This is a genomic window from Falsiroseomonas sp. RANM36 (assembly GCF_056682175.1).
Genome location: NZ_JBWXTD010000003.1, coordinates 936,049 through 945,548, shown reverse-complemented (window position 1 = coordinate 945,548; position 9,500 = coordinate 936,049). Strand labels below are relative to the sequence as shown.

Below are 9,500 nucleotides of genomic sequence, written 5' to 3'. Positions count from 1 at the left end.
CCCGGGGGGGGTGCCGGGGCGCGCCCCGGCCCGCTCCCCCCCGGCCCCCGGGGCGGGCGCCGCGATCCGCGCCGAATTCGGCGCGCGCGAGGACGACTGCGTGGTCGTCGCCGTCTCCCGCATGGTGCGGCACAAGGGCTATCCCGAATTGCTGGCCGCGATGCGCGACACGCCCGACAACTGCGTGCTGTGGGTGGTCGGCGAGCGCCTGCCGACCGACCATGGCGAGGACATCGCGCCGCATTTCAGCCGCGCCGCCGCCGCGCTGGGCCGGCGCCTGGTGCGCCTGGGCTATCGCGAGGACGTGAACCGCGTGCTCGCCGCCGCCGACGTCTTCTGCCTGCCCTCGCATTTCGAGGGCCTGCCGATGTCCGGCATCGAGGCGATGCTGACCGGCCTGCCCGTGCTCTCCACCGACATCCGCGGCCCGCGCGAGATGGTGGCGGCGGGCGAGACCGGCCTGCTGGTGCCGCCGATGACCGTCGCGCCGCTGGCCGAGGCCCTGTCGCGCCTCGCCGCCGATCCGGCGCTGCGGGCGCGCATGGGCGCGGCCGGGCGGGCGCGCGCGCTCGACCGTTTCGACGAGGCGAAGGTCGTGGCGCGCACCATCGCGCTGCTGGAAGGCTGATGGCGAGTTTCGTCCACATCACCGACGAACGCCTGCTGCGCGACATCCGCCGCGCCGGCATCAAGCCGTCCCGGCGCGACTTCGGCCGCTACGCCCCGCCCGGCTGGCCACGGCGCTACGTGTTCTGCGCCCCCGTGATGCGCGATGCCGAATCCACCTTCCATTGGATGCGCGAGCTCGCCGGCCCCGGGCGTGGCCGGCGCGGGACCGCGGTGCAGTTCCGCCTGCCGGACGAGGAGAAGGTGCTCGTCGGCGTCTTCGGCGACGGTCATCGCGTGGTCTCCGCCGCGGAGGCGGTGGCGGCTTTCATGCGTGCCACGCCCGGCCCGCGCGGGATGCAGGTGCTGGTGCCGCGCGCGATCGCGCCGCGCGAGATCACCGGCGTGCGCGCCGTGCCGAGCTTCATCGGCTGGCGCTACACGCCCTTCGCGCCGCGCGCGAAGCCGGCCGAGATCGAGCGGCCGAGCCCGGCGGCGCGCAAGCGCCAGGCGCGCGAAGACCGCCGCAGCCTCGCCATGGCCGCCGCGCGGGAGCCCCTCCTGTGGCAAAGCCTGATGGCAGGCCTGCAGCCCAAGGAGAGAGCAGGCGAGGCCAAGGTCTTCGCCTCCTGGATCCTGACCATGAGCCCCGAGGAGCTGGCCGAGTGGCGGCACGACCGGGGTGTGGCGACCGATCCGCCGGCGCGGTTGCAGGCCGGACCAGGACAGGACTAGACCGCGCCCCATGACCGACAGAATCCCCGTCCGCCGCGCGCTGCTCTCCGTCTCCGACAAGACGGGCATCGTCGAGTTTGCGCAATTCCTCGCCACGCAGGGCGCCGAGATCCTGTCCACCGGCGGCACCGCCGCGGCGATCCGCGCCGCCGGCATCCCGGTGAAGGACGTGTCGGAGCACACCGGCTTCCCCGAAATCCTGGACGGCCGCGTGAAGACGCTGGTGCCGCAGGTGCATGGCGGCCTGCTCGGCCGCCGCGACCTCGACGCGCATCGCGCGCAGATGGAGGCGCACGGCATCGCGCCGATCGACCTCGTCGCGGTGAACCTCTACCCCTTCGAGTCCACCATTTCCCGAGATGCGCCGTTCGACGAGTGCATCGAAAACATCGACATCGGCGGCCCCGCGATGATCCGTTCCGCCGCGAAGAACCATGACAGCGTCGTAGTCGTGACCGAGCCGGACCAGCTCGACGATGTCCGCGCGGAGCTGGAGGAGGGCGGCACGACTCTCGCCCTGCGCCGCCGCCTCGCCGCCGCAGCCTATGCGCGCACCGCTTCCTATGACGCCGCCATCTCCACCTGGTTCGCGCAGCAGACGAACCAAAAATTCCCGCAGCGGCTGGCGGTCGCGGGCGTGCTGCGGCAGGGCCTGCGCTATGGCGAGAATCCGCACCAGCAGGCCGCCTTCTACGTGGATGGCAGCGCACGCCCGGGCATCGCGACGGCGCGTCAGGTGCAGGGCAAGGAGCTGTCCTACAACAACCTCAACGACACCGACGCCGCCTTCGAATGCGTCGCCGAGTTCGACCGCCCGGCCATCGTCATCGTCAAGCACGCCAATCCCTGCGGCGTCGCGGAGGCCGACGATCTCGCCGCCGCGTGGGACCTCGCGCTGCGCTGCGATCCCGTCTCCGCCTTCGGCGGCATCGTCGCCGCGAACCGCAGGCTGGACGCGGCGGCGGCGGAGCGCATCGCCGCGATCTTCACCGAGGTCGTCATCGCGCCGGATGCCGACGACGCCGCGCAGGCGGTCTTCGCCCGCAAGAAGAACCTGCGCCTGCTGCTGACCGGCGGCATGCCCGATCCCGCCGCGCCCGGCCTGCTGGTGAAGTCGGTCGCCGGCGGCTTCCTGGCGCAGACGCGCGACGACGGCCGCGTGAGCGAGGCGATGCTGCGCACCGTCACCCGGCGCGCGCCGACGCCGGCCGAGCTCGCCGACCTGCTCTTCGCCTTCCGCGTCTGCAAGCATGTGAAGTCCAACGCGATCGTCTATGCGAAGGGCCTGGCGACGGCGGGCATCGGCGCGGGCCAGATGAACCGCCTGGAATCCGCGCGCATCGCCGCCTGGAAGGCCGAGGCCGCGGCGCAGGCGGCGGGTCTGCCCGAGAGCCTCGCCAAGGGCAGCGTCGTCGCCTCCGACGCCTTCTTTCCCTTCGCCGACGGCCTGGAAGCCGCCGCCGCGGCGGGCGTCACGGCGGTGATCCAGCCCGGCGGCTCGATCCGCGACAAGGAGGTGATCGAGGCCGCCGACAAGGCCGGCCTCGCCATGGTCTTCACCGGCATGCGCCACTTCAGGCATTGATCACGCGCTCTTCCCTCCCCCGCCTTGCGGGGGAGGGCTAGGGTGGGGGCCGCGCCACAGCAGACGTGAAGGCATGGGCCCGCTTCTCGACGGCTACCGAAAATTCCGCGAGGAAACCTGGCCGCAGCAGCGCGCGCGGTTCGAGGAACTGGCCGCGCAGGGCCAGAAGCCGCACACCATGGTCATCGCCTGCTCCGACAGCCGCGTGGATCCGCAGATGATCTTCTCGGCCGGGCCGGGCGAGCTCTTCGTCGTGCGCAACGTCGCCAACCTGGTGCCGCCCTACATGCCGGACGCCGCCTTCCACGGCACCAGCGCCGCCGTGGAATTCGCCGTCCGCGTGCTCGGCGTGGGGCGGATCGTGGTGATGGGCCATGCGCTCTGCGGCGGCATCCGCGCGCTGATCGAGGGCACGCCGGATGCGGCGGCGGATTTCGTCGCCGGCTGGATCGGCATCGCCGAGACCGCCCGCGCCGCCGCGCTGCGCTGCGACGATCCCGTCGCCGCCCAGGAAGCCGCAGAGCAGGAGGCGATCCGCATCTCGCTGGCGAACCTCATGACCTTCCCCTGGGTGGCCGAGGCGGTGGCAAGCGGGGCGCTGCGCCTGCGCGGCGCCCATTTCGGCGTGGCCACCGGGCGCCTGATGGTGCTGGACGGCACGACGGGCGGATTCACACCCGCCTGATCCGTGCCAGAATCCCCGCCCGAATCGGGGAGTTCTGGGTTCGCGTGCCGGATTGGCTGCCGCCTGCATTGATCGCCGCCGCCGTGGCGCTGGCCGCGCTGCTGCTGCTCGCCGCGCTGCGCGGGCGGCAGGCGGAGCATCTCGCGCGCCTTTCCGCCACGCTGGAGGCGCTCGCCGCGTCGCAGGAACGTCTCTCCGCCCGCACCGAGGAAAGGCTGCGCATCCAGGAACGCAGCCTGGCCGAGCGGCTCGACGCCGCTGCGCAGCGCACGCAGGAAACCGCCGGCGCCATCCAGCAGCGCCTGGCGGTGATCGACGCGGCGCAGGCGAACATCGCGGCGCTGGGCGGGCAGGTGACCTCGCTCGCCGCCATCCTCGGCAACAAGCAGGCCCGCGGCGCGCTGGGCGAGGTGCAGCTGCGCGACCTCGTCGCGGACCGCCTGCCCGCCCAGGGCTTCCGGTGGCAGCACACGCTGTCCAACGGCACGCGGTGCGACTGCCTGGTGCTGCTGCCCTTCCCGCCCGGCCCGATCGCGGTGGACGCGAAATTCCCGCTGGAAGCCTGGTCCGCCTGGCAGGATTCGCCGACGCAAACCGCGCGCGACCTGGCGCGGCGCCGCTTCGCGAACGACGTGCGCCGGCATGTTTCGGACATCGCCCGCAAATACCTCCTGCCCGGCGAGACGGCAGAGGGCGCGCTGATGTTCGTGCCGAGCGAGGCTGTCCACGCCACGCTGCACGCCGATCTGCCGGAGCTGGTCGCGGAGGCGGCGCGGCGGCATGTGCACATCGTCGGCCCTTCCACGCTCTGGGCCGTGCTCAACACCATGCGCGGCCTGCTGCGCGACGCGCGGCTGCAGGAAGAGGCGCGGCGCATCCGCGCCGAGGTGGAGTCGCTGGCCGAGGAGACCGCGCGGCTCGAGCGCCGCGTCGCCGCGCTGCGCACGCATCACGCCGCGATGGGCCAGGACATGCGCGAGATCGAGACCAGCGCCGAGAAGATCGCGCGACGCGGCGAGGCGATCCGCGCGCTGGACATCCCGGACGACCCACCGCTGAAGGCCGCCGAATGACCCCGCTGCAACTGCAATCCGCCGCCGGCCTGCTGGCGCTGTGCCTGCTGGCCTGGGCGCTCGGCGGCTTCCGGCGCGTCTCCTGGCGGATCGTCGTCGCGGGGCTCGGCCTCCAGTTGCTCATCGCCGTGCTGCTGCTGAATGTGCCGCCGCTGCGGGCGGGCTTCGCGCTGTTCGGCGACGGCGTGAACGCGCTGGCCGCGGCGACGCGGCAGGGCACGTCGCTGGTCTTCGGCTATCTCGGCGGCGCGCCGCTGCCCTTCGACGAGAAGGTCCCCGGATCGAGCTTCATCCTGTTCTTCCAGGCGCTGCCCCTGGTCCTCGTGGTCGGCGCGCTCTCCGCCCTGCTCTATCACTGGCGCGTGCTGCCCTTCGTGGTGCATGCGCTGTCGCGACTGCTGCGCCGCGCCTTCGGCATAGACGGCGCCACCGGCTTCGCCACCGCCGCGAATGTCTTCGTCGGCATGGTGGAGGCGCCTTTGCTGGTACGGCACTGGATCGGCAGCCTGTCGCGCAGCGGTCTCTTCGTGGTGATGACGGCCGGCCTCGCGACCATCAGCGGCAACATGCTGGTGGTCTATGCGCTGTTCATCGCGCCCGTGGTGCCGGACGCCGCGGGCCAGCTTCTGACCGCCAGCCTGATCTCCGCCCCCGCCGCGGTGCTGGTTGCGCTGCTGATGATCCCACCCGACACGGACGCCGTCGCGCCGGAGCGCGAGCCGGAGACGCCGCGGATCTACGACAGCGCGATGGAAGCGGTGGTGCGCGGCACGATGGACGGCCTCAACCTGTTGCTCGGAATCATGGCGATGCTGATCGTCTTCATCGCGCTGGTCGCGCTGGTGAACATGGCGCTGGAGCCGCTGGCCGGCCTCACGCTGCAGCGCCTCGCCGCCTTCCTGTTCTGGCCGGTCGCGCTGGCGATGGGCGCGCCGGCCGAGCAGGCGATGACGGTGGCGGGCTCCCTCGGCACCAAGCTCGTCGTCAACGAGTTCGTCGCCTATCTCGAGCTCGGCATGTCCGGCGGCCTCGGGCTCGCGGAACGGACGCGGCTGATCCTGACCTATGCGCTGTGCGGTTTCACCAATTTCGGCTCGGTCGGGATCATGTTGGGCGGCATGGTGGCGATGTGCCCGGAGCGGCGCGCCGATATCGTGAAGCTTGGACTGCCCGCGCTGGTGTCCGGCACCATCGCCTGCTGCATGACCGGCGCCGTGGTCGGGCTGCTGACCGCGCCATAGGGAGGACCAGCATGATCGAATTCTTCGGCGAACCGCATCCCGGCTCCCCGCGCCCGTTCAGCCACGCGACGCGGGCGGGCGGCTTCGTCTTCGTCTCCGGCCATTCCGCCCCGCATGACCCGCTGAACGGCGTCCATCGCGGCGAGAGCGCGACGGAGCAGGTGCGGGAGGCCCTGGCCGAGATGGCGCGCATCCTGGCCGAGGCCGGCAGCTCCATGGATCGCGTGGTGATGGTGACCATGCTGATCACCGATCCGGCCGACTACCACGAATGCAACGCCGAATACGTGAAGCACTTCCCGAACGGCCTGCCGGCGCGCCACACGGTCCGTTTCGGCGTGCCGACCGATGCGCGCATCGGCTTTTCCTGCATCGCGCTGGCCGCCGCTTGACGCCGTGGTGCGGCGGGGATTGCATCGCCCCATGCGAAGCCGCCTGCTCCAGCGCAACCTGCGCAGCGATCCGCCGCTGGCCCTGTCCGGCGAGGGCATTTTCGTTCGTGATTCGAACGGCAGGACCGTGATGGACGGATCGGGCGGCGCCGCGGTGGCCTGCCTCGGCCACGGCCATCCGCGCGTCCTCGCCGCCATGCGCGCCCAGGAAGAGAAGCTCTGCTACGCCCATACCGCGCTCTATTCCTGCGAGAGCGCGGAGGCGTTGGCCGACCTGGTGCTGGCGGATGAGCCGGGCGGCCTGACCCATCTCTACCTGTGTTCGTCAGGCAGCGAAGGCACCGAGGCCGCGCTGAAGATGGCCCGCCAGTACCACCTGGAACGCGGCGAGCCGCAACGCACGAAATTCATTGCCCGGCGGCAGAGCTATCACGGCAACACGCTCGGCGCGCTGGCGGCCAGCGGCAACGCCATGCGCCGCGCGCCCTACGCGCCGATCCTGAGCGACGCCTTCTCCCATGTCTCGCCCTGCTATGCGTATCGCGACCGCCGCGACGACGAATCGGAAGCCGACTATGTCGCGCGCCTGGCGGCGGAACTCGAAGCGGAATTCCAGCGCCTCGGCCCGCGCAATGTCGCCGCCTTCGTCGCGGAACCGGTGGTGGGTGCGACGCTTGGCTGCGTCACCGCCCTGCCGGGCTATTTCGACGCGGTCCGAAGGATCTGCGATCGGCACGGCGCGCTGCTGATCCTGGACGAGGTGATGTGCGGCATCGGCCGCACCGGCACCATGCATGCCTGGGAACAGGACGCTGTGGCCCCCGACATCCAGGTGGTGGCGAAGGGGTTGGGCGGCGGCTACCAGCCGGTCGGCGGCATCTTGATCGCCGGCAAGGTGGTGGCGGCGATCCGCGACGGCTCCGGCGCCTTCATGCATGGCCACACCTACCAGGCGCATCCCGTCGCCGCCGCCGCGGCACTCGCCGTGCAGCAGGTGATCCGGGAGGAGAACCTGCTGGAGAATGTGCGGCGCATGGGCGCCCTGCTCGGCGAGCGCCTGACGGAGCGCCTCGGCAATCACCGCCATGTCGGCGACATCCGCGGCCGCGGCCTTTTCTGGGCCGCCGAGTTCGTGACCGACCGCGCGACGAAGCGCCCCTTCGATCCCGCGCTGCAACTGCACGAGCGGGTGAAGGCGGAGGCCTATGAGCGCGGGCTCGCCTGCTATCCGATGGGCGGCACGATCGACGGCCGCCAGGGCAACCATGTGCTGCTCGCACCGCCCTATATCGTCACCGCCGATCAGGTGGAGGCGATCGTCGAACGTTTCGGCGATGCGGTGGAAGCCGCCCTCGCCGGCCTGCCGCAAGGCTGATCGAACCCGGGCGGCCCTGCCGCGTTCTTCCCCCAGACGCGGCAATCGCGCCGCGACTGAACGGGAGCCGAACGCATGGACAAGGACCGCCTCAAGGGCATGGGCAATCAGGTGAAGGGCGAAGTGAAGAAGACGGTCGGCGAGCTGACCGGCAACGAGCGCATGGAGGCCGAAGGCCACCTGGACAAGGCCAAGGGCAAGATCCAGGAGAAGACCGGCGAGGCCAAGGACGCCGTGCGCGACGCGGTGGACGGCGGCAACCGCACCTGATCGGCCGCGGGCAAGGGAAAGGCCGGGAGGGCGAGCCCTCCCGGCCTTTTTTCGCGTGTCCCGTCGCCTGCCGTCAGCGGCGCAGGCCGAGGCGCCCGATCAGGCTCTCGTAGCGCGACACGTCCTTCTTCTTCAGGTAGTCCAGCAGGCCGCGCCGCTGGCCAACCAGCACCAGCAGCCCGCGCCGGCTGTGGAAATCCTTCGGATGTGCCTTGAGGTGCTCGGTCAGGCCAGAGATCCGGTCCGACAGCAGCGCCACCTGCACCTCGGGGCTGCCGGTGTCGCCCGGCTTGGTGGCGTAGTTCTGGATGATCTCGGCGCGCTTCTCGGCGCTGGTCGTCGTCGTCGACATCGCGTGTCCTTCGCAGTCAGGGTTGATCGCCCCCGACCTCCGCGCGCTCGCCGGTGAGCACCCGCTCGGGGTGCATCCATCCGTCCTCGAGCCGGCAGAGGCCGATCAGGCGCCCCCCCGCCATGGCGCGCACCAACCCGCCATTCGGGTCGGCAGCGTCCGGAACCCGTCCCATCAGGTCCACCAGGCTCAGCGCCTGGCCCTGGAAGAGGCGGGCGGCCTCGGCTTCGGTGACGGCCAGTGCCGGGATGTCGGCCAGCGCGGTCGTGACCGGAAGCAGAAGGTCCGGGGAAGGGGGCGGGGTATCGCCCGAACCGAGCAGCCTGTCCAGCGGGATTCCATGCTCCTCGCGGAAGGGTCCGACCCGCAGCCGGCGCAGGGCGGCGATATGCCCGACCGTGCCGCAGGCGCGGGCGAGGTCGCGCGCGAGGCTGCGCATATAGACGCCCTTGCCGGATTCCACATGGAAGATGGCGGTGTCGGCATCCGGCCGCCCGATCAGCTCGAACCGGTCCACGCGCGCGGGCCGCGGCGCGATCTCCACCGCCTGGCCCTCTCGCGCCAGGTCATAGGCGCGCTCGCCGGCGATCTTGATGGCGGAATAGATCGGCGGCACCTGCATGATGTCGCCGCGGAAGGCCGGCAGCGCCGCCCTGATCTGCTCGTCGGTCGGCCGTGCCTCGCTGGTCGCGATCACCTTGCCGTCGGCGTCGTCGGTGTCGCGCGCCTCGCCGAATTTCAGGGTGAAGGTGTAGGTCTTCGTGCCGTCCATCACATAGGGAACGGTCTTGGTCGCCGCGCCGAAGGCGACCGGCAGCAGGCCCGTGGCGAGCGGATCGAGCGTGCCGCCATGGCCGGCCTTCTGCGCGTCGAACAGCCGCTTCACCTTGTTGACGACATCGGTCGAGCCGATGCCGGAGGGCTTGTCCACGATCAGCCAGCCATCCAGCGGCCGTCCCTTGGGCTTGCGGTTCTGCCGGCGATGGCCGCCATGCCCGCGCTGCCCGCCGACGCCCTTTCCGCCGACGCCCTGTCCACCGGGACGGCCGCGGCCGTCACCCCTACGCTCGCTCATGCCTGTCTCCGGGAGAGGCCGGGCAGCTAGAGCACGTTCCGATCGACTGGAATCAGTCGATCGGAAGGTCGTGCTCTAGGAACAATGATTCTAGAGCAGCTGATGCCCGGT

The 9,500-nt window shown here is 71.3% G+C and carries 11 protein-coding genes; 9 read left to right on the top strand and 2 right to left on the bottom strand.

Annotation, left to right across the window (positions count from 1 at the left end):
• The 9 genes from AC1MIR_RS09350 to AC1MIR_RS09310 all read left to right on the top strand — a co-directional run.
• Window positions 1-628: glycosyltransferase (locus tag AC1MIR_RS09350; protein ID WP_480027897.1), on the top strand; the 628-nt coding region annotated here is incomplete at its 5' end.
• Window positions 628-1,341: a hypothetical protein gene (locus AC1MIR_RS09345; RefSeq protein WP_480027896.1), complete on the top strand. Its 714-nt coding sequence runs from the start codon at window positions 628-630 to the stop codon at window positions 1,339-1,341. The genes AC1MIR_RS09350 and AC1MIR_RS09345, both read left to right, overlap by 1 nt.
• Window positions 1,342-1,351: 10 nt before the next feature.
• The gene (gene purH / locus AC1MIR_RS09340) at window positions 1,352-2,926 is read left to right on the top strand and encodes a bifunctional phosphoribosylaminoimidazolecarboxamide formyltransferase/IMP cyclohydrolase (RefSeq protein WP_480027895.1); all 1,575 of its coding nucleotides are present in this window, start codon (window positions 1,352-1,354) and stop codon (window positions 2,924-2,926) included.
• 73 nt (window positions 2,927-2,999) lie between these two features.
• Window positions 3,000-3,611 carry a carbonic anhydrase gene (locus AC1MIR_RS09335; RefSeq protein ID WP_480027894.1) on the top strand — a complete coding sequence of 204 codons (612 nt, stop codon included), beginning with the start codon at window positions 3,000-3,002 and terminating at the stop codon, window positions 3,609-3,611.
• A gap of 44 nt (window positions 3,612-3,655) precedes the next feature.
• Window positions 3,656-4,684, top strand: a complete 1,029-nt coding sequence (locus AC1MIR_RS09330; RefSeq protein WP_480027893.1) for a DNA recombination protein RmuC — start codon at window positions 3,656-3,658, stop codon at window positions 4,682-4,684.
• Window positions 4,681-5,925: a NupC/NupG family nucleoside CNT transporter gene (locus AC1MIR_RS09325; protein ID WP_480027892.1), complete on the top strand. Its 1,245-nt coding sequence runs from the start codon at window positions 4,681-4,683 to the stop codon at window positions 5,923-5,925. The genes AC1MIR_RS09330 and AC1MIR_RS09325 overlap by 4 nt, the downstream gene beginning before the upstream one ends.
• A gap of 11 nt (window positions 5,926-5,936) precedes the next feature.
• A complete protein-coding gene (locus AC1MIR_RS09320) occupies window positions 5,937-6,317 on the top strand; it encodes a RidA family protein (RefSeq protein ID WP_480027891.1) in 381 nt (126 codons plus the stop codon).
• A 31-nt stretch (window positions 6,318-6,348) separates the two neighbouring features.
• Window positions 6,349-7,692: an aspartate aminotransferase family protein gene (locus AC1MIR_RS09315; protein WP_480027890.1), complete on the top strand. Its 1,344-nt coding sequence runs from the start codon at window positions 6,349-6,351 to the stop codon at window positions 7,690-7,692.
• A gap of 75 nt (window positions 7,693-7,767) precedes the next feature.
• Window positions 7,768-7,962, top strand: coding sequence for a CsbD family protein (locus AC1MIR_RS09310; RefSeq protein ID WP_480027889.1), 195 nt, complete (start codon window positions 7,768-7,770; stop codon window positions 7,960-7,962).
• Window positions 7,963-8,035: 73 nt separating this feature from the next.
• Here AC1MIR_RS09310 and rpsO read toward each other — a convergent pair whose 3' ends face one another.
• Entirely contained in the window at window positions 8,036-8,314 is a 279-nt protein-coding gene (rpsO, locus tag AC1MIR_RS09305) for a 30S ribosomal protein S15 (protein WP_480027888.1), read from the bottom strand.
• A gap of 16 nt (window positions 8,315-8,330) precedes the next feature.
• Window positions 8,331-9,389 carry a tRNA pseudouridine(55) synthase TruB gene (gene truB, locus AC1MIR_RS09300; protein WP_480027887.1) on the bottom strand — a complete coding sequence of 353 codons (1,059 nt, stop codon included), beginning with the start codon at window positions 9,387-9,389 and terminating at the stop codon, window positions 8,331-8,333.
• Window positions 9,390-9,500 lie beyond the last annotated feature (111 nt).